Source organism: Coleofasciculus sp. G2-EDA-02, from assembly GCF_040226375.1.
GTDB lineage: Bacteria > Cyanobacteriota > Cyanobacteriia > Cyanobacteriales > Coleofasciculaceae > Coleofasciculus.
The window spans coordinates 1-20,652 of sequence record NZ_JAVKEW010000114.1 but is presented as its reverse complement, the minus strand read 5'-3'; the positions used below and the strand labels follow the sequence as shown (position 1 = coordinate 20,652).

Here is a 20,652-nt window from a genome sequence, read left to right as displayed (position 1 = left end):
TACCCCCCACCCCCCCCCCCCCCCCCCCCCCCAAGCCCCCCCTTGACCGGGGGGGATGAATGGGGGGGATGAACGGGGGGGATGAAAGGGGGGGATGAAAGGGGGGGATGAAAGGGGGTGATGAAAGGGGGGGATAAAGGGGGGAAGGGAGAAGCCAGCAGCGTATACTTGTATCGCTGTCTGGAGTATGTCACCAAGCCAGCGCCGTTTATTGAGCGACGCGATCGCCTTTAGCCCGTTCCCCTGTTGGTACACTCAAGCTGCGGAAATAAATACTTGCGATCGCAAATAAAAATACTAGGTAGCTCACCGCTTGCACTAAGTAGATTTTGGCTCGATAGCCAAATAAAGCTTTAAGCACCAAACCCGGAAACTTATTGTCAGGTAAGATACCACTGGTATTCCAAACCCTTGATCCGAGAAGACAGGAATGGTCTTCGGCAAAGTGGTCATAGTAGAAGCACAAGGCTTGTGACTGAGGGTTTATCTGTGCCAAGGCGGCAGCAGCTTGGTCAAAATGGGCTAAAGCCCCCACAACTAAACCCGCAACAATCAGGAGTAACAAAACGCCCATAACCTGGAAAAACTGGCGGATGTTAATCTTGACGCCCCACTTGAATAGGAGGAAACCAATGACCACAGCTCCAACTATGCCACCTATTGCTCCTAAAGCTGGCATCAGTCCCTGTTGAAACTTAGCAACGATAAATACAACGGTTTCAAAACCCTCTCGCAAGACGGCAATGAAAATTAAGCTAAAAACACCCCAACCCCCATCCGCACCTTCTGCGATCGCAGATGTGATAGTCCCTTCAATTTCAGCTTTGAGCGATTTTGCCTGCTTAGTCATCCAAATTAGCATCCAACTGAGCAGTGCGATCGCAATAACACCAAACACTGCCTCTAGAAGGGGTTCAATTACGGGGGCGTACTCTGGATAGGTGGTACTCAAAGCCTGAATGCCCCAAGTGAATAAGATACCCACCAAGGCACTGGCGATAATTCCCGCCACCACACCGCTATATACCCATGGGTTGAGCTGTTCGGCTTTTGCTTTTTGGAGGCAAGCCAGTACAATTCCTACCACCAGGGCGGCTTCCACACCTTCCCGGAGGGTAATGACAAAGGTTGGTAAAGCAGGACTAAAATCCATGATTTCTAAGGCTTCAAGGGTCATTTTCTCATGATTTTAGCTTTCTGGGTTCCTTCTAGTACAGACATGGATATCTCCCGCGCTTTTTTGCCATCTTATCAACTTTTGTTGGGGTTGGGTTCAAGCGCTTCTCTCAATAGAGAGAGCTTATGGAAACTTGACTGTAAATAATTAACAAGAGAAGCCTCATCAGTTCTCGTGCGAATCTCTTTAGGATAGAGAGTTTTTTTACTATCCACTTTTAGGGATATTACCTCGTCTAATTTTATCTCTCTTCAGTCTCATAGAGATTTTTTCAAGCTTCATACTAAAGATTGATTGAAATTAAATAAGCAAGGGATAAAGTAGTTAAGTAATAGCAGTGCCTTAAAAAAGAGACATAAAATAATGAACCTTTCTAAATTTTCCAAATGGGCTGGAGCTGGTGTAATTGCAGCTACTTTATCCTTTGCCCCTTTCACTTCTGTCGCACAAGCTCAGTATGCTCAACCTGAAACCTACGAAGGAGTTGAAGAAATAGAAACTGAAAATGACTTTGACTGGGGTTGGTTAGGTCTACTCGGTTTGTTGGGATTAGCAGGTTTGGCTGGTAAAAAGCGCAAAGAACCTACTGTAACTACTACGGATTACGTGGCTAATGACCCTACGGTGGGAGTTCGTCCGGGGACAGATTACCGTCGTTAGTCGTTGCGTTCCAAGCTGTGGCTTTTGAATTGACTACCCTTGTGATGTTCTCTCCCGTTAAACGCTCCCACGTTATAACGGGAGCCTCACCTGGAAAGCCAAACCCTTACAGAATAGCGATAGTGCTTTAGCGGTTTTTCTTAATAGCATCTATCCCAAAAGCTTATTGTAGCGTTACCAGACGCTGAATGGCTAAGTCTCCTAAATAACCTGAAAACCTTTTAATCAGGGGCTTTCACTATTTTCGGAGATGTCTATTGGCAATTTCGTGGATATCTGATGCTTGATGCGGATACAGTTGGGCGAGATGTCCACACATTTTATAGGCAGCATCTAGGTAGTAAGCACAGGGAATTAACAGACGCTTGAAGTTTTCTTTATCGCCTGTTTTGACAGAGGTAGCAGCGATATTGGGAAGGTGTTCATTGCGGTTCATGAGAATCTTCTCGGCGGTTAAAAGTGCCTGTTCAATGCATTTGGCTTCTACCTGAGCTTTGGCAATCTCAACCAGCGCCAATGCCTGTTTGTCGAAATTCTCAATTTGCTGTGCGATGTCGATGGCGGCGGTGAAGTTTTCTGCCTGTACCTGAGCTTTAGCAATCTCAAGAAGCGCCAGTGTCCGGTCGTAGGAAGACTCAATTTGCTGAGCGGTGTGGATGGCGGCGGTGAAATTTTCTGCTGTTGGCTGAGCTTTGGCAATCTCAAGAAGCGCCAGTGTCCGGTGGTAGGAAGACTCAATTTGCTGAGCGGTGTGGATGGCGGCGGTGAAGTTTTCTGTCTGTGCCTGTGCTTTAGCAATCTCAACCAACGCCCTTTCCCGGTCGTAGGAACCCTCAATTTGCTGAGCGGTGTCGATGGCGGCGGCGAAGTTTTCTGCCTGTGCCTGTGCTTTAGCAATCTCAACCAGTGCCTCTGCCCGGTGGTAGGAAGACTCAATTTGCTGAGCGGTGTGGATGGCAGCGGTGAAGTTTTCTGTCTGTGCCTGTGCTTTGGCAATCTCAACCAGCGCCAGTGTCCGGTCGTAGGAAGACTCAATTTGCTGAGCGGTGTGGATGGCAGCGGTGAAGTTTTCTGCCTGTGCCTGTGCTTTGGCAATCTCAAGAAGCGCCCTTTCCCGGTTGTCAGAATCCTCAATTTGTTGTGCGGTGTGGATGGCGGCGGCGAAGTTTTCTGCCGTTGGCTGTGCTTTAGCAATTATAAACAGCGCCAATGCCCGGTATTTAGAATGCTCAATTTGCCGTGCGGTGTGGATGGCGGCGGTGAAGTTTTCTGTCTGTACCTGGGCTTTAGGAATCTCCAGCAACGCCCTTGCCCGGTAGTAAGAATCCTCAATTTGTTGTGCGGTGTCGATGACGGCGGTGAAGTTTTCTGCCTGTGCCTGTGCTTTAGCAATCTCCACCAGCACCCTTGCCCGGTATTTAAAATTCTCAATGTGCTGTGCGGTGTTGATGGCGGCGGCGAAGTTTTCTGCCGTTGGCTGTGCTGCAGCAATTATAAACAGCGCATCTGCCCGGTAGTAAGAATGATCAATTTGCTGTGCGGTGTGGATGGCGGCGGTGAAGTTTTCTACCGTTGGCTGTGCTCTAGCAATATCAAGCAGCACCATTGCCTGGTAGTGAGAATACTTAAGTGGCTGTGCGGTGTGGATGGCGGCGGTGAAGTTTTCTGCCGTTGGCTGTGCTTTAGCAATCTTAACCAGCGCCTCTGCCCGGTAGTGAGAATACTCAATTTGCTGAGCGGTGTGGATGGCGGCGGTGAAGTTTTCTGCCGTTGGCTGTGCTTTAGCAATCTCAAGAAGCGCCTCTGCCCGGTATTTAGAATCCTCAATTTGTTGTGCGGTGTGGATGGCGGCGGTGAAGTTTTCTGTCTGTACCTGGGCTTTGGCAATCTTAACCAGCGCCTCTGTTCGGTTGTTAGAATGATCAATTTGCTGAGCGGTGTGGATGGCGGCGGTGAAGTTTTCTGCCGTTGGCTGTGCTCTAGCAATATCAAGCAGCGCCTCTGCCCGGTAGTAAGAATGATCAATTTGCTGTGCGGTGTGGATGGCGGCGGTGAAGTTTTCTGTCTGTACCTGGGCTTTGGCAATCTCCACCAACGCCCTTGCCCGGTTGTTAGAATCCTCAATTTGTTGTGCGGTGTGGATGGCGGCGGTGAAGTCATTCGCTTCGACAAGGCTCTGGCACAGATTGGCGAGACTATTATTACCTAGAATTAGCCTTGACAGCCCTATAAACATCCCTTTTGTCGCTGTCAATAAGAGTTTCAGTAAGTAAACAGCACACATCTCCATCCAATGGTTTAATAAACGGGGCAAATTCTTCTGCTGTTGTAATCGCTCCAATATTTCCCGCGCTTGTTCCATTTTCTCCCCATCCTGGCTGGCATCTTTTGCTAACTCCCATGCCAGCAGCAGATACCACAGAACACAGCGTTGCGGATCAAACTTCTCCGCCAATGCCAAGGCTCCGTCAATACTGCCTAATCGCAATATATCCAGGGGTGACTCTTTGGCGATTTGCATCACTCGCTCTGCGTGTACCAGCAGAAACTCTGCCATCCAACCTGCATCATCGGTTTCGGCTGCACCCGACAACGCTATCTGCACTGTCTTTAGAGGCAAATCCGGCTGTTCCGGTAAATGCTGCCATTGAGCCGTGACAAATTCCTTATTACGAGCCAGTTCATACAATTCCTGCCACCGCTTTGCCAATCCCAAATGTTCGGCATAATATCGTAATCCATAATCGGAACGCTCCAGTTCCTGCCATTTGGCACAATAGTCAATTAACTTATCTTCCGCCAAACCAGCCTGACGCCCCAGCGCCCCTTTAAACTCCTGGGCGAGTAACGGGTGAGCAAAACTATAACAACCCGTTTGAATACTAAACCACCGTGTCGCCTGCCAGGGTAAATCGGCTAAATCCCAGGCATTCAACTCAGTCAACTCTTCAATATCATCCTCAGATAACGCTCCCAACGCCACTGACAGCAAAGCAAACAACTCCCGCACTTCCCTTTGTCGCTTAATTTCCTCAACTTGGGCAAGTTGGCGAAACTGTTCTTTCACATAAGCTTTGAACCCACCGGGACTATTCCGGAGTACCCCCTGCACATCCTGACGCTTTTTTGCCGCCTGTCTCAATTCATCAATCAGATAACGCAGGTAAAGCGGGAATCCCCCGGTTATCTCATCCAGCCGTTTAACAAAATCCTGATTCTGGCTATAGGTGACTAACTCGCTGATTTCCCCTAACCACTTGGGAATTGCCTCACGGCGTAGCCGCTTCAGATACAATCTCTGAGCATTATCTGTCCAATTCCGCAGGTATTCCGGCTCATCCTCTGACTCGGCGCGTGCTGAAGCAATCACAAACACGCCATCCGGAAGCCTGGTAAAAAACGGCTCCAATGTTTTTGAAGCCTCATCCAACCCATCTAACACAATCATCAGACGCTTACCCTCTGGTGAGACAGGTTTCTCCAGCATCCCCACCAGCATATCCCGCATCCGATTGGGATCATTAGGAAACTGCCCATTGCGGATGTTGTGATACAGATAGAGTTGTTTGAGCAGATGGCGATAGGCTTCAGACACCGAGCGCGTTTTCTGGTAACGATAACTAAAGCAGTGATAGGCGATGAAACAATTTTCCTGCTGGGTTTGTTGCCAATGGGACAACAGAGCCGATTTGCCAAAACCTGCCGCACCCATTACCAACAGCACCCCCCTAGAATTGTGCTGCACAAACTCATCAAGCTGACGCTGCTCCTCCTCTCGCCCTTCAAACGGCTGCTGGATATACTCATGAACAATTCCCTTAACTTGAGCTTCTATCTCGTAGCCGATATATTGCTCACCAATAATCGCAATAGCCGATTCAGCCAGGGTTTGATTGAGGCGTTCAAATCCCTCTGACTCTTGCTCCAGCCGTTGAATAACTCGGATAGCTCGCAGCGATTGCTCGGCAAACGGGCTGGGAATAATCGCCGGGTCAATTTCCAACCGGAACAGCACTTCCTCAAATTGAGCCGGATTCAGCCTTTTCAGACGCTGTAGTAGTTCGCCTCGACCATCCATTCAACCCTACCTCTGCAAGTTTTGTATTGTTAATATTGGGACTATTATAAACTCCTCTTGAGGATTTACACACCATCCAGCTACCCTAAACCTGGTAGGGGCACGGCATTGCCGTGTCTCTGTTGCCAGCAAGAGGAGGCGATTGAAATCGCTGCTACACAAACAAAGCCTGCCTCCGCAGGCTGAATTGAGTCCGCGCAGGCGGACGCAAGTTTGTATAGCCCCAGACTTCTAGTCTGTGGGCGATTGGCTACTTTCACCAATTAACGTAAATGCTGCCCAATCCCGGAGATCTGGATATTTTTCCATTGTGGTTAACATGGCTTTTCGTAAGGCTTGGGCTTTGTCATAATTTTGCTGTAAATTATAATAAAATTCCTGCATCAAAAAGGCGGTGGGTGAGTCAGGAATTGACCATAAAGAGACAATCACACTAGACGCCCCTGATGCTATTAAAGCACTAGATAAGCTAGCCAATCCATCCCCACTAATGCTACCTCGCCCCGTATTACAAGCACTGAGAACCACTAACTCCGCAGTAAGGTTTAAATCTAGGATTTCTTTTGCCGTTAGCCAGCCGTTATCAGTATCGGTTGATGCCAGCGCGATCGCACTCTCCCATCCTTGCTGTTCATCAAATATACCATGAGTGGCTAAATGAATCACTCGTGAAGCGGACATCTGCGGCACAATCTCGGCTTTAGTCGCTACCTCTCCCGTAATCGCTTGGGTGTTCACCAGAGATGCAATCGCCTTGGCTTCCTTTTCGGCAGCAGGTAAGGGCGAGAAGTCTCCAGGCATCGGGTTAGGATTTCCCACCACTAACCATTGTTGCAGAGATTCTGGAATATTAACCTGGCTTCGGCGGGTGATATCCAATACCATAATTGCTGGAGCGGTTAAAATTGTGTGTTTTTCCAGCAAATAGTTACCCGACTCATCTTGCAGAGGAGAAAAGGGAATCATCAACAGAGATTGTTGCGGAATAAAGATAACATGAGCGTTTGGATCAGTGGGCAATTTATCTGCGATCGGTTCAATTAAAACCTGATACAGTTGCATAAAAGGTCGAATCTTGCGCCGAGAACTACCAGTACCCCACTGGGAAGCGGCGAGGGATTGACGGATATTACTTACATAGTCGGTTAGGGTGGTTTTTTCTTCTTGCCAAAGTTGCGTGAGATTGCTCTGACGAAAGGTGATTTCCCCTGTGGGCTCAACCACCCAAATGAAGAGTTCTTCGGGTTGATTAGTTTCAGCCAAGGGATTATCAATAATCGAATATTCTACCAGGGTCGCGTTTCGCTCTTGGGCAATCTGTTGAATCCGCTCAATTGTTGGTGGTGCGATGGGAGAGGTAACACTTGAAATGTCCGGGGAACCCGCGAGCAATAATTCTCTAAACACCATTGCCCGACTCTGCTCAGACACTAAAAGAGCTTGATTAATTTTGCCCTGAGCAATTAATGATTTTTGCAATAGCTGATAAATTGCAACTTGTGTTTCTACTCGTTTTGATTGGGCATCATGGCTTTTATGATCAGGTGATGCAGATGCCAAAACCTGAATCCCTTCGCGCCAGATTTGCTCGGCGGCTTGGTATTGACCTTTTTTGTATAATCCCAATCCCAGATGATTTAAGGACTGCGCTATACCCAAGCGATCGCGACTATCCTGATAAATGCTCAATGCTTGCTGGCTCGACTTTATCGCCCCATCTAATTCCTGCTGGCGCAACTGCTCAACCCCTTGTTTTAACCATCGCTCTGCCTCTGTTTTACGAGCATCAACTGAGAACGCCAACAGATGCGTTTTAGAGAATAATCCAGTTGAACTCAATAGCAACGGAACTGAAACAACAACAAAAATAGCTACGCAGGTAGTGCATCCAATCCGATTAAATCCCATGACTAAAGCCCTGATTCAGTATTTAGCAGATATCATAAACCTTAAAATCTTCTGCCTTGGAGCCTTTTTGTACTAGCACCTGATTTATTATTACATACCAAAACGGTTTGGCTTATCGGGTTGACTTAAATCCAATGTCATCACCTGATTCAGTAAAGCTTCATTAGAATCTAAAACCATTAATAATTGTTGAAACTGTACATTCATTTTCTGCTCCAATATTTTCAGATTTAAAACCACTTGTCGGGCTTTCTCTTCCGATAAACTGTATTTCCCCATAACCTGCTGCACTTCTTCCTGAGAAATCCGCACAGTCATCTGGGTAAACTCCGATAGACGAGGCGGAATTTTATTAATGTTGTCCGCATTATCACCATGATTATAGAAATGAATCCCTTGACGATCCACAAAGAAATCGGCAAAGGGTTTTAATCCTTCGTCGAGTACCATTTGCGCGGCTTGAATTGCCTCTGGTGGTGCGCTTCCCAAGCCGACATATACCATAAACCAAGCCAGGATATGGTGCTTCGCGCCCACGGATTCCTCTAAACCTTGAGCCACTTGAATCAGGAAAGTTCTAGCGATTTGCGCTCGTAATGATTCAGGTTCTTGGATAGGAGTGTCATAGAGCGCGGTTTTAAGGAGTTTATTAAGACGAGGGTAATTTTGGTTGAGCGTAGCCTCAACCACGGCTGAAACTAAGGGGGTGTTTATATTTTCATTAGAGGGTTCAGAATCCATTAGATACCCCTTTCTCCTAAATTATGTTCAAAAATAGCTGAGTGATCACAGCGATGGAAGGTGGACAAGCTTAATCAACAATACTATCTTTTTTTTATCTTATTCATGGTTCATGGTTCATGGTTCATGGTATTCCTCAGAAAAACCTGTCCTTTCTCATCATAGAGGAATATAGGGACGACCCGCTTACCAAAATGAACAACCCCGAATCCGCTCAATAGGAGCGGGTCGCCCTATACTCAAATTATTGGGTCAAAACATGTTTCCTGGGAGTTTTGTTACATGGGCGCCGGTTCCTCAACAGTCCAGGGAATCGGGGCAGTGATTTCTTGTCGTTCCAGATACTTACTCAAGGCATAAGCCATATCTCCACGGGTCATCGGTGCGAGAGGAGCAATAGAATTAGTTAAGGGATCAATATTAACGAACCCCTCATACAAAGCCGTGGCAATTGATTTTCTTGCCCAAGTTGGTATTTTTTCAGCATCGGGATAGCGCGAAAGCAGTTCAGTCACCGTATCCTCTGGAAACTGAAACACGCCATAGGCTTGAGCTAAAATAGAGAATGCTTCGGCACGAGTAACCCGTTGATTGGGAAAAAATCGTCCCTGACGGTAACCCGTCATCACGTTATTTTGCAAGACCAATTGAATATCACGATATGCCCAATGAGAGGTAGGCACATCGAGGACAGGAATCGGTTTGTCAGGTTGGGCGACTCGTTTTTCTAAGTCAAAGGTTTTGACTAAAATCGATGCTAATTCAGCTCGATTGAGAATTCTTTGTGCCTGAAAATCCCCCTCGCGATCGCGATTCATCCATCCAGCCGCGATAACCTGTTCAACTGGGTCAAGGGTTGTTGACTCTTGGGCAACAACAGGAAGACTTTGCAGTAAAAATACCAGAGGTAGGATGCCAAAAATGCGATGCATAGTGTAAAATACCAATCCTTTGATAAACGCCAAGGTTTTCCAGAACCATTGACGTTGCCACCAACGAGGGAGTTTCAACCAGATTAATCCTAAGCGGGTGCGATCGCAGGTGTCCTCCTCCCATCAGGTTATATTGATCTGCCCAAGGCAGAGGGCAGAAGGGTACATCATTTGGTAGAGACGTTCCGCCGGAACGTCTCCTTGACAAATTCAACGAAATAGTTCAGCAAAAAACCGATTCATTGCCGCCCAAGAGCGCTTATCAGCCAACTCATTGTAAGCAACTCCCGTTGAGGGGTCATTTCCCGCATTCGGATCACTAAAGCTGTGAACAGCATTACCGTACATAACCATTTGCCAGTCTACATTGGCATAATTCATTTCTCGTTTAAAAGCATCAACTTGCTCATCGGGGACTAGGGGATCGGCTGCACCATGCAACACCAGAACTCTACCTTTAATCCCTTGAGCATCTGCGGAATTGGGTGTATCTAAATTACCATGGAAGCTAACTACCCCAGCAACTGGCGCACCACTGCGGGCTAATTCCAATACTGTACCGCCTCCAAAACAATAACCGATCGCGGCAACTTGATTAGCATCCGTCAACGGATATTGTTGCAACACTTGCAATCCAGCTTGGGCGCGATCGCGCATTAACTTTCGATTTGACCGATAAATACTCGCTTGTTCTCTGGCTTCTTCATTCGTTTTGGGTCGAATTCCCTTACCATAAATATCAGCCGCAAATGCCACATAACCCAATTCAGCAAGCTGTTTTGCCCGTTGCTTCTCGTAATCTCCCAATCCTTTCCAGGCGTGAACCACCATCACACCGGGGCGCTTTCCCTCAATCTCATCATCGTAAGCCAGAAAGCCTTGGAGTACAGTATCACCCTGTTGGTATTCAATCACTTGAGTACGAACTTCAGCTAGAGCAATGGCTGAACTAAGTAGAGTAAATAGTGGAGTAATGATCAGCGAAGCGAGTAGAGGTTTCATAGCAGTTAGGGTTAGTTATTTGGTTAGGATATCTTATCTGGATAGGATTCGGAAATAGCAGTTAGCGGTTCAAAGCCGTAGAGACTCCTCCGGCGGAATGTCTATACACAGTCAATCCTCTAAATCTTGATTTTGTCGCCCGATGAGCATCCTCATAGAGTAATCTTTGCACAACACTAGCAGGATTTTCTGCCGCCATCACCGCACCAATGACTGCAACGGCTTTTACCCCATGTGCGATCGCAACACTCACTCGCCCTGGCTTAATTCCACCGAGGGCGACTAAAGGACGGTAACTGCGCCTAACGCTATCTCTCAACCCCTCTAATCCCAATGTGTTGCGCCGATCATTGGGTTTTGACACAGGTGAATAGACTGGACTGATCGTAGCATAGTCAGCCAAACCAATATCATCCTGATCGAGTGCGTCGGTTCCATGACGCGAGACTCCTACAAGCATCTCAGGTGGAAGCTTTTGCCGCACAGGTGAAATGGCTGTCGTTGATGATAGATGAACCCCCGCTAGATTATATTCCAATGCTAATTTAGGATAGCTGTGTACAAGCAACAATACACCCGTCGTCATGGCAAATAGAACAATTATTAAAGCTGTCCTCTACGACTTTGGCATTATTGGTGAGGCGGCTAGAAACATTCCCCCTGAAATGCAATCTCGCTACCCCCAGATACCTTGGCGATTGATGGGGGATATGCGAAATATTATTTTTCACGAATACTTCCAGGTAGAATTAGAGATAATTTGGAGGGCGATTAAAAATAATCTTCCCTTGCTGGCTTTACAATTACAGGAGGTACTAGAAAGCGAAGAAAATGGAGTATAGCTTCTGACTATTTTGAAATCCGATAAAATTATCAGCCCATATCCATCAACTCCCTCTGCGTACCTCTGCGTTAACCTCTGCGTCCTTTGCGTTGAAAAAATATAATTCCGATGCTAACGGATTTGCTCTTATTACTGCGTAACCGTTCACTGGGATTACACAACCGACACTCTAGTTCTGGGCAAAATTGATCAAATCGTCTAGATTAGATTCGCATACGGCGGATATGACGATTAACTATGCCCGAAGAAAAACCCACGGAACAGAAAACACTCACCCTAAAACCGGGTACACTATGGTCAAAGGTTCAAAAGACAACCGAACACGCCCTCCAATGCGGCGCACTGCAACCAATCGCAACCGAGTGTGAGTTCGTCGAACAGGATGGAATTCGCTTTCTGGTGCGGATTGCCTCTAACCTTGATCGCAAAGATAAGGACAAGAAGCAGCAAAAGAAGAAAAAAGCTAACTCTGGCAAGGACTTTAACCCATTTCTCCCCTACGAGGAAGATTTATTCGTTGCGGATATTTCTGACACCCACCTGTGTCTGTTAAATAAATTCAACGTAGTTGACTACCACCTCCTGATCGTCACACGGGAATTTGAAGACCAGGATAATTGGCTCACGTTATCCGATTTTCAGGCAATGTGGGCAGGTTTAGCAGAAATTGATGGTTTAGCCTTCTATAACGGCGGCAAAATAGCGGGTGCGAGTCAGCGACACAAACATTTACAACTCGTTCCTTTACCCTTAATACCGGAGATATCCAAGCTACCCATCGAACCCGCGATCGCATCAGCTAATTTTCAGGGTTCCATTGGTAGAATACCGAGCTTTCCCTTTATTCATGCCATAACCCCATGCGCTCCCAATTGGATAGACTCGCCAGACGTTGCCGCTCAAGCCATTCTGGACGCTTATCACAGGCTTTTAGATGCTGTAGGTATGCCCCACCAGGGAATCAAACAATCCGCCCCCTACAACCTGCTAGCCACACGAGAATGGATGCTGCTTGTGCCGCGAAAGCAAGAAGAGTTTGAATCTATCTCGGTCAATTCACTAGGCTTTGCGGGGGCGCTGCTAGTTCGCAATTCCCAGCAAATGCAGATCCTCAAAGACTCAGGTCCGGTGACTATCCTCAAACAGGTATCGAATTAGAGTCTGCTCCAGGGAGTCTTGTGGAGGGGTAGGGAGCAGGGGAAGCAGGGGGAGCAGGGGAAGCAGGGGAAGCAGGGGGAGCAGGGGAAGCAGGGGGAGCAGGGGAAGCAGGGGGAGCAGGGGGAGCAGGGGGAGCAATGATACATTTTCCCTGATAGCGGTGCAAGGGTATGAAAGGGTTTTACCCTATTTCCTTGAAGATGCTCCAATGTCCATGCTACTCAAAGCCTTGATAGATAAGGGTTTTGCCGTTGTGCAGCAAACCCGAATTAGAGGCAAGATCCCCCAATCCTGTAGAGACGTGCCATGGCACGTCTGGGATCTCAACCTATCTGGGTAATCGCTTCAGTCGGACCCACTAAAGAAATAAAGGGTTCACCAAAGAAACGCTGTGCCGCCGCTTGCGCCATCTCTGGCGTCACTTGGGCAATATCCTGCTGAAACTTCAGGTCAAACTCAATTCCCAATCCTAGGGTCTCATACCAGCCATAAATCTGGGCAAGTTGAGCATTGGTTTGTTTCCCTAAAGCATATTGACCCAGAAGTTTATTTTTAGCCGCTTGCAGTTCCTCTTCACTCAACCTCAAGCTGCAAAGGCGTTCTACTTCTGTCCGCAATCCCTCCATCGCGATTGTTGTATTTTCGGGGGCGGTTCCCATATACACGACAAATAGGGAGTCACATTGGCGCGTGGGATAAAACGCCGAAACATCGTAGGCTAATCCCCGCTTTTCCCGCAATTCCACAAATAAGCGACTAGAAAGCCCATTCCCCAGATAGGTATTCAGCAGTTTTAGCGCCCCATAATCCGGATCAGTAACCGATGAGGCTAAATACCCCAACATTACCACCGATTGCTGTGTCTCCTGGGGAGTAACGACTCGGCAAGGCTGAGTGGTAATTAACGGTAACGTCAGGGTTGGTAAAGGAGTTGAGGGCGGTTGCCAATCACCAAAGACTTGCTCAATCTGCTCAACGGCTGCTTCTGGTGAGATCCGCCCAGCGACACTAATAACTAGGTTATCCGGGCGGAAATAGGTTTGATGATACTCTTTTAAATCCGTCGGTAATAGTTCCGAAACCGTGGCTTCTGTACCCAATACAGAGACAGCATAAGGGTGATCCTGATATAATACCTGTCGCAACTGCTCAAAGGCAATGCTAAAGGGTTGCTCTTTTTGCGAGCGAATATCCTGAATCGTCAGCTCCCGTTCCAATTCCACCTCGGCTTCCGGGAAACTAGGCGAGCGCAAAATCTGTCCGGCTAGCTTTAACATATCCAGCCAGTCTGAGGATACCGTTTTCAGCGACAGTAAAAAGTAATCCGTTGCTGCATCTGTATTCAGTTGAGCGCCGACTGATTCAACTCGTTCGGCGATTTCAATCGAGGAAAGTTCGGCGGTGCCTTTAGTCAAGACAGCAGCCAGCAGATGAGTTAATCCCGCCTTATCTCGCGGTTCTCTTTGGCTACCTGTGCGAAAAAATAGGCGAGTAGCAATAATATCGGCGGCTGAATTTTCGATGGCAATAACCACAATGCCATTATCTAAAACCGTGCGATGGATACTGGACTGTTGGGGTGAGGCAGTTAGACTAGAAGGCATAATCGATAATTCAAAGTTCAAAATTTGGTCGGGGCGGGCGCGAGTTGCATCTGGGTAAGGATAAGAAACGATAGTCGTCAAAAGAGCCCCTACAGACGCATCATGTAGAGACGCGCCATGGCGCGTCTCTATCAAAAGAATTCCCCCATCACCAAATCTTCACTCACCGGCTTGAGAACGGTTACCGCATAGTGATAAGGAGAAAGATAACGCTGTGCTAAGTGCATCAAGTCTACTGGGGTCAGTCGTTGAATTTGAGCGGGATAGGTTACAGATAATTCTGCAGTCGCGATCGTATTGTAATACCCATACAATCCAGCTATCTGACCAGCAGCTTCGGTGGAAAAAATATAGTCATTACACAATAACCGCTGACAGCGACGGATTTCTTCCGGGGATATCGGTGTCTGCTGTAATTCTAGTAGATGCTGACAAATCAACGCTTCGACTCGCTCTAAATGCTCAGGCTCTAGGTAGGCATTGATCGTAAACAAGCTAGAATCTCGCTGGAGTGAAAAACCACTGCCAATATTTTGAACAAGTCGCTCTTCCTCACGCAATTGTCTCACTAACCGGGACGATCGTCCATCGGCTAATAATACCGAAAGTAAATCTAAACCATAAGCATCCTTTAACTGATCCACACCCGGTCCCACCCAAGCCATAAATAGGCGGGCTTGTTCGATTCGCGGTAAATACAGTTCCTGACGCCGAATCTCAGTAATCGGTGGTTCGGCTTCGGCGATTAACTGGGGACAATCACCGGGAGTCGCAAACGAGGTAAAAGACTGATTCACTAAATTTAGCGCCGATTCTTGTTCAACTCCCCCAATAATCACCACCGTCATATTGTCGGGTTGGTAGTGAGTCGCGTGGAAATGGCGCATCTGCTGAGGAATGTGCGCCCTCAATTGCGCTTCGTTGCCCAAAACAGAGCGCCTATAGGGGTGATACTGGTAAATTGTCTCTGAGAGTGCCTGAAATCCTAACCAGTCGGGATTATCATAACAGGAGTGAATTTCTTCTAACACCACATCTCGTTCTCGATCAAATTCGACGTCGGGAATGGCTGGAGATAAAAGTAAGTCCGCCAACGGGGGTAGGGTTTCATTGAGGTATTGTGCGGCGGTGGTAATGAAGAAATGTGCATAATCGTGGCTAGTCGCCGCATTTGTCAGCCCCCCATGACGTTCAATCACCGTATCAAAGGCGCCGGGAACCAGTCGCTGTGTCCCTTTGAAAATCATGTGTTCCAAAAAATGAGCCATCCCGCACCATTCATCGGGTTCGACAGTTGCACCAGCCCTCACCCAGACATCAACCACAACGACAGGCGTTGCGGGTAAATGCTGGTGAATGATAGTTAACCCATTGGCGAGTTTGAATATATCACCAGGAAATTTGGTAGAAATCAGTGGCTCAGATAGCAATTTCTCTAATCTCAAATTTCAGTTACATTAAATTAGTCCTATATTAACGTCTAAGGGCGTTGATGACTGAATTCGGTTCAATCATAGCAGGGGTGCTGGGGTGTGGGGGTGCTGGGGGGTGGATGGAAGCCAATTTGCCGAGGCGATTTAAAGACAGGCGGTAAAAATCATGATGTTTTAACGTATTACTTTAAAGATTTTCTCGATATATTGCATGATCGTAGGGTTGGGCGCAAGGGTAGTGAAAGGAAGCAGGGATTAGGAGACTGGAACTTTGTCCTCAAGCTTTGGAGTAGCGACACGTCTACCTTACCATTGAGGAAGTCTGACTAATAAAAGTCCGGCTTCACTCTTAGTTAAAGGTTTGGAAAATAAATAACCTTGTCCTTGTTCACAGTTTAATAGTTTCAATTCAGTCAATTGTTCTAGAGTTTCTACACCTTCAGCAATGACATCCATTCTTAAACTATGAGCCAGGGTAATAATGGTGCGGATAATCTCAGCATTGCGGTTTTTTGAATTCATTTGGCTGACAAAAGAACGGTCAATTTTAAGGGTATTCACGGGAAATCGGTGTAAGTAACTTAAGGATGAATATCCCGTGCCAAAGTCATCCACTGACAACTGGATATCTCTTGCTCTCAATTGCAGCAGCATTTTGGTGACTGTTTCGGCATTTTCCATTAAGACACTTTCGGTAATTTCTAGCTTCAAAAATCTGCCATCTAAGCCTGACTTTTCTAAAATATGATCAATTTGCCCAATCAGATCCGGCTCTTTAATCTGTTTGCCCGATAAATTGACACTAATTTTCAATGGCTCTGGTGTGGGGAATTGAGTTTGCCACCTTCGCAGTTGGCGACAAGCTTCATAGAGTACCCACTCTCCCAGAGGAATAATCAGTCCAGTGTCTTCGGCGACTGGGATAAACTCTACCGGTGAGACTAAACCTCGCTCTGGATGTTGCCAACGCACCAGTGCCTCAAATCCGGTTAGCGTACCTGTTACTAATGAGGTAATCGGTTGATAATAGACTTCAAATTCATGCCGTTCCAATGCTCGCCGCAAGTCATTTTCCAAGGTCAATAATTTTAGGGTCTGATCATGCATAATTTTATCAAATATTTCATGACGAGCTTTGCCTAATTCTTTCGCCCGATACATGGCAATATCAGCATCCCTTAATATGTCTTCGGTGCGCTCATATCCTGTGGAACTGAGAGCAATGCCAATACTCGCACTCGTAAATACCTCATGATTGTTCAAGTTAAAGGGGGATTTCAAGGTTACCTGAATCCGCTCAGCTACACGAGTTGCATCTTTAATATCTTTAATATCTTCGAGGAGAATCGTAAATTCATCTCCACCTAAATGGGCAACGGTATCAGTAGTTCGTAAACATTTTTCTAACTTGCGGGCGGTGGCAATTAGGAGTTGGTCACCAACATTATGTCCCAAGCTATCATTCACAATCTTAAATCGATCCAAATCCAGGAATAGAACCGCAAATAAATAATCCTGATTTCGTTTGGCTAATTTAAGGGCATGGTCAACTCGCTCCATAAATAGAGTACGATTCGGTAACTTGGTTAACTTATCATGTAAAGCATCATATAATAACTGTTCTTCTACTTTTTGGCGGTTAGTAATATCACTAATCGAGAAAACAATACGGGTAATAACTCCGTCTGCATCTTTTAAAGGAGCGCCATTAATGGAAAGGTATTTACGTGTCCCATCAGCCCATTCAATCCCATGCTGGACATCGAAAACGGGTTGACCTGTCGCCATAACCTGTCGGAAGGGGAGTTGTTCCTCTGGAAAGGGTCCGCCTTGAAAATCAGTAATCTTCCAAGTGGGAGAGTTGTAATGGCGTTCTACCAATTCGGATTGAGTCAAACCAAGGACTTGCTGCGATCGCGCGTTGGCAAAGATAATGTTACCTTGAGTATCAACGACCGTAATCGCCGCGACACTGGTTTGCATGATCCCCTGGAGTAAGTCGCTTTCGGTGCACAGTTGGGCTTCGGCTTGTTTACGTTTAGTGGTATCGGTAGCAATCCCATCAATCCGAATCACCCTACCCTGAATATCTGCGATCGCACAAACTCGATTGTGTATCCAGCGCACCTCTCCATTGGGTCGGACAATTCTGTATTCTACGGCTTGATTACCCCTTTCTCCTAAAGTCTCAAACACCTGCTCAACTCGCTGACGATCATCGGGATGAATCATCAACTGCCAAATATTTGGCTGATCATACAGTTCAGCAAGGGTTCTGCCAAAAACCTTCTCGGCAGCCCGGTTAATATACAATAACTTATGGGTTTGGGCTGACGCTGACCAAACCATTTCCTCTAGAGAATTGAGAATAGCCGGGATTAGCTGGTGCCTTTTTTGCAACTTGGGTTCTACCCCATTGTATCGAGTAATCTTCATATCTAATTGTTTGTGCCAATGGGTTTATCGGCGTCCCAAACAACCTCTAAGAGACAGCCTCTAAATAACTATATTGAATTCATTAATGTTAAAGAGGGAGCGACTGATCCCGGTATCAGCGAATACCTTGACGCCATTGAGATAACCGTTGCTGTGCCAACTCGTCAAGAGAATGGACTAAAAAACGACCGCGAGATTGTTTTGGCGGTCGTTGTCGGTGGCGGACTCCACGACTTGTGCAATGGACGTCGCTAATTAACTGTTGAGATGACATCCATTCTGCCCCGTACCCCGTAACTGTTAGCCGTTGCGCCCGATCTGAGGTAGCCACAATTAATCGTTGTCTGAATGGCTTGGGCTTACTCCGAAAAGCCGCACAAAATTTTTCAATGTAGCTATCGGCGGTCTGCCCAAAGTCCGTATAGCAGACTGATACCTGGGGGGTTAAATCTTCGTGGCAAGTCCCGGTCTTTTGGTAGTGAGCATCAAAGACGACTTGAGTTTTATAGCCCCGAAAGGCGCTATAGTTAATCAAAACCTCAACTAATTCTTGCCGCGCGGCTAAGAGTCCATGGCAATCACGGGTCTTTGTCAAACTCGACTCGGTGCCGATGATGTTATAACCATCAACCAGTAAAATAACCTGGGGTGGGGGAGAGGACATTTTTCAAGGCTAATTTAATATTTTTTGTTAATTTTTCTCAATCTCCTCTTTATATTAATTTATGATGACAGTTTTGTCTCACCCAGAAGCTGTTGCTTGAGACGATCTGGTTCTCCTTGGGCGACCACCCGACCATTTTCCAGCAAAAATGCTCCGTCGCAGTAATTCAACTCTTCCAACCGATGAGTTACCCAAAGGGCGGTTAACCCGCGACTTTTGACCAAGCCCTGGACTTGAGCCACCAGATCTAACTGAGTATCGGGATCTAGCAAGGCTGTTGGCTCATCCAATAGGAGTATCTCAGACTGACGCGCGATCGCACCCGCAATGGCAATGCGCTGTTTTTGTCCACCACTGAGGGCGTAAATCGGGCGTCGTTGTAAATCGAGCAGATTGACCGCGGCTAAGGCTTCGGTGACTCGGGCGCGAACTTGTGCGATGGAAAGCTTCTCCTCCACCAGTCCAAACGCCACATCTGCACCTACAGTCGGCATAACTAGCTGATGGTCAGGGTTTTGGAAGACAAATCCGATTAATCCCTCAATCTGTATCTCACCCGATTCAGGTGACAATAATCCAGCCAGCAACCGCAGCAATGTCGATTTACCACTACCATTCGTCCCCAAGAGCATCCAAAACTCACCCTTGGGAACATCTAGAGAGCAAGCGTCTAAAACCGATGCTCCACTTGACCAACTGAAGCATAGATCCCGTACCGTAATTGCGGCTTGAACCATGACGTTGGTGACGTGTTAACTACTGTTTTTCTTCAGCTAAGGCAAAGAAACCGGGTGTGCGCCCTGTCCCCACAGCACCAGATTTCTGGGAAATCATCACCGCACTAATTTCATTGGTGAGAACGCCGATTTTCTTATCGGACTGGTGTTCACAGGTCAGTTCTATTAACGCTGGTTTACCCGAACTCATGGCTTTCATAATTTCCTGGTAAGTTTCTTCCGCCGCTTCGGTTGACTTCCGTTGCACGGATAAGGGGAAGGGTGTGTTTTTCAAAGTCAAGTCAATCGTGAACATGCTACTCTCAAGCGCTAAGGATTCCTTTATAAATATAGTCTCCCTCTTATCTTAGACGGCAGGAGGGACAGATGAGAGAGCAGGGGGAGCATGTAGAGACGCGCTTTTGAAGCGTCTCTACATGCCATGGCGCGTCTGGGAGCCGGGGTGACGCAGGACGAAGGACGAAGGACAAATAACAGATGACAGTGGCAAAATCTGAAAATTTACCTTAATATAAGTTCAAGACCGTAAAGAAAAGTAAACTTTACTCACAATCGGATCAATTATCTGCTTAGACACAATCTAAGCTCAGTTATCCAGGTGAGAGATGAGAGAGCTTTTCTTTAGTACTTATAAATTCTTGGAGATCTACACCTATGACAATCGCTGTCGGACGCGCTCCCAGCCAAAGAGGATGGTTTGACTCACTCGATGACTGGCTCAAGCGCGATCGCTTTGTATTTATCGGTTGGTCAGGTATACTCCTGCTCCCCTGCGCCTACTTGGCTGTTGGGGCTTGGCTAACCGGTACAACCTTTGTCACATCTTGGTATACCCACGGTTTAGCTTCTTCCTACTTGGAAGGCTGTAACTTCCTCACCGTTGCGGTTTCTACCCCCGCCGATACCTTCGGTCATTCCTTACTGCTATTGTGGGGACCTGAAGCTCAAGGCGACTTCACCCGTTGGTGTCAAATCGGTGGGCTTTGGTCATTTACCGCCCTGCACGGTGCATTTGGCTTAATTGGCTTCATGTTGCGGCAATTTGAAATTTCCCGGGTGGTCGGAATTCGACCCTACAACGCCATTGCCTTTAGTGGACCTATCGCGGTATTTGTCAGCGTATTCTTGATCTATCCGTTGGGGCAATCCTCTTGGTTCTTTGCTCCCAGCTTTGGCGTAGCCGGAATCTTCCGCTTTTTGCTATTCTTCCAAGGGTTCCACAACTGGACACTCAACCCCTTCCACATGATGGGAGTGGCGGGTATCTTAGGTGGAGCT

17 protein-coding genes and 1 pseudogene are annotated in these 20,652 nt (G+C 47.0%); 5 read left to right on the top strand and 13 right to left on the bottom strand.

Features of this window, described 5'->3' with window-relative positions:
• Positions 1-208: 208 nt before the first annotated feature.
• A complete protein-coding gene (locus RLO19_RS12890) occupies positions 209-1,153 on the bottom strand; it encodes an FTR1 family iron permease (RefSeq protein WP_446356933.1) in 945 nt (314 codons plus the stop codon).
• A 387-nt stretch (positions 1,154-1,540) separates the two neighbouring features.
• Between RLO19_RS12890 and RLO19_RS12885 the strand changes: the two genes are divergently transcribed.
• A complete protein-coding gene (locus RLO19_RS12885; RefSeq protein ID WP_446356928.1) occupies positions 1,541-1,837 on the top strand; it encodes a WGxxGxxG family protein in 297 nt (98 codons plus the stop codon).
• A gap of 238 nt (positions 1,838-2,075) precedes the next feature.
• Here the strand turns inward: RLO19_RS12885 and RLO19_RS12880 are convergent, their stop codons facing one another.
• From RLO19_RS12880 to RLO19_RS12855, 6 genes are all read right to left on the bottom strand, one after another.
• Entirely contained in the window at positions 2,076-5,915 is a 3,840-nt protein-coding gene (locus RLO19_RS12880; RefSeq protein WP_446356926.1) for an AAA family ATPase, read from the bottom strand.
• Positions 5,916-6,146: 231 nt separating this feature from the next.
• Positions 6,147-7,718, bottom strand: coding sequence for a CHAT domain-containing protein (locus RLO19_RS12875; RefSeq protein WP_446356924.1), 1,572 nt, complete (start codon positions 7,716-7,718; stop codon positions 6,147-6,149).
• Positions 7,719-7,913: 195 nt separating this feature from the next.
• The gene (locus RLO19_RS12870; RefSeq protein WP_446334356.1) at positions 7,914-8,564 is read right to left on the bottom strand and encodes a hypothetical protein; all 651 of its coding nucleotides are present in this window, start codon (positions 8,562-8,564) and stop codon (positions 7,914-7,916) included.
• Between the two features lie 278 nt (positions 8,565-8,842).
• A complete protein-coding gene (locus tag RLO19_RS12865; protein ID WP_446356931.1) occupies positions 8,843-9,496 on the bottom strand; it encodes an S-layer homology domain-containing protein in 654 nt (217 codons plus the stop codon).
• A 210-nt stretch (positions 9,497-9,706) separates the two neighbouring features.
• Positions 9,707-10,498 carry a dienelactone hydrolase family protein gene (locus RLO19_RS12860; RefSeq protein ID WP_446356922.1) on the bottom strand — a complete coding sequence of 264 codons (792 nt, stop codon included), beginning with the start codon at positions 10,496-10,498 and terminating at the stop codon, positions 9,707-9,709.
• 61 nt (positions 10,499-10,559) lie between these two features.
• Positions 10,560-11,084, bottom strand: a complete 525-nt coding sequence (locus tag RLO19_RS12855; RefSeq protein WP_446356920.1) for a thiamine phosphate synthase — start codon at positions 11,082-11,084, stop codon at positions 10,560-10,562.
• Between RLO19_RS12855 and RLO19_RS12850 the strand changes: the two genes are divergently transcribed.
• Positions 11,083-11,340, top strand: a complete 258-nt coding sequence (locus RLO19_RS12850; protein ID WP_446356919.1) for a HepT-like ribonuclease domain-containing protein — start codon at positions 11,083-11,085, stop codon at positions 11,338-11,340. The genes RLO19_RS12855 and RLO19_RS12850 overlap by 2 nt on opposite strands.
• A 239-nt stretch (positions 11,341-11,579) precedes the next feature.
• Positions 11,580-12,500, top strand: coding sequence for an ATP adenylyltransferase family protein (locus tag RLO19_RS12845; protein WP_446356917.1), 921 nt, complete (start codon positions 11,580-11,582; stop codon positions 12,498-12,500).
• Positions 12,501-12,823: 323 nt separating this feature from the next.
• Here the strand turns inward: RLO19_RS12845 and RLO19_RS12840 are convergent, their stop codons facing one another.
• Positions 12,824-14,104 carry a M16 family metallopeptidase gene (locus RLO19_RS12840; protein WP_446356929.1) on the bottom strand — a complete coding sequence of 427 codons (1,281 nt, stop codon included), beginning with the start codon at positions 14,102-14,104 and terminating at the stop codon, positions 12,824-12,826.
• 131 nt (positions 14,105-14,235) lie between these two features.
• The gene (locus RLO19_RS12835) at positions 14,236-15,534 is read right to left on the bottom strand and encodes a M16 family metallopeptidase (protein ID WP_446356915.1); all 1,299 of its coding nucleotides are present in this window, start codon (positions 15,532-15,534) and stop codon (positions 14,236-14,238) included.
• Between the two features lie 102 nt (positions 15,535-15,636).
• On the opposite strand from RLO19_RS12835, the gene RLO19_RS12830 reads away from it, so the two are divergent.
• The gene (locus RLO19_RS12830) at positions 15,637-15,867 is read left to right on the top strand and encodes a hypothetical protein (protein ID WP_446356913.1); all 231 of its coding nucleotides are present in this window, start codon (positions 15,637-15,639) and stop codon (positions 15,865-15,867) included.
• Here RLO19_RS12830 and RLO19_RS12825 read toward each other — a convergent pair.
• From RLO19_RS12825 to RLO19_RS12810, 4 genes are all read right to left on the bottom strand, one after another.
• Positions 15,844-17,973, bottom strand: a complete 2,130-nt coding sequence (locus RLO19_RS12825) for a putative bifunctional diguanylate cyclase/phosphodiesterase (RefSeq protein WP_446356911.1) — start codon at positions 17,971-17,973, stop codon at positions 15,844-15,846. The genes RLO19_RS12830 and RLO19_RS12825 overlap by 24 nt on opposite strands.
• A gap of 115 nt (positions 17,974-18,088) precedes the next feature.
• A complete protein-coding gene (locus RLO19_RS12820; protein WP_446356910.1) occupies positions 18,089-18,637 on the bottom strand; it encodes an NYN domain-containing protein in 549 nt (182 codons plus the stop codon).
• Between the two features lie 59 nt (positions 18,638-18,696).
• Positions 18,697-19,374, bottom strand: a complete 678-nt coding sequence (locus RLO19_RS12815; protein WP_446356909.1) for an energy-coupling factor ABC transporter ATP-binding protein — start codon at positions 19,372-19,374, stop codon at positions 18,697-18,699.
• 19 nt (positions 19,375-19,393) lie between these two features.
• Complete coding sequence (locus RLO19_RS12810) at positions 19,394-19,669, bottom strand: hypothetical protein (protein WP_446356907.1); 276 nt, start codon at positions 19,667-19,669, stop codon at positions 19,394-19,396.
• A gap of 359 nt (positions 19,670-20,028) precedes the next feature.
• Here RLO19_RS12810 and RLO19_RS12805 point away from each other — a divergent pair.
• Positions 20,029-20,652 (top strand): annotated as a pseudogene (locus RLO19_RS12805) (photosystem II D2 protein (photosystem q(a) protein)); the annotation flags it as partial.